Below are 239 nucleotides of genomic sequence, written 5' to 3' on the forward strand. Positions count from 1 at the left end.
ACTTCCCACATACATGATGTAGTATTGAAAGTCGCTGTTTCATAACAAGCTGTCGCTGGTTCAGCCGGTTGAGACCCTGTAACTTCCCACATACATGATGTAGTGTTAAATGTTGCTGTTTCATAACAAGCTGTCGCTGGTTCAGCCGGTTGAGATCCTGTTACTTCCCACATACATGATGTAGTATTGAAAGTCGCTGTTTCATAACAAGCTGTCGCTGGTTCAGCTGGTTGAGACCC

Annotated in this window: 1 protein-coding gene; it reads right to left on the bottom strand. The window is 44.8% G+C overall.

What is annotated here, in order from left to right:
* On the bottom strand, window positions 1-239 hold a 239-nt coding region (locus Q0842_RS16220; protein WP_298500564.1), incomplete at both ends, for a hypothetical protein.

The organism is uncultured Algibacter sp. (assembly GCF_947495675.1).
Taxonomy (GTDB): domain Bacteria; phylum Bacteroidota; class Bacteroidia; order Flavobacteriales; family Flavobacteriaceae; genus Algibacter_B.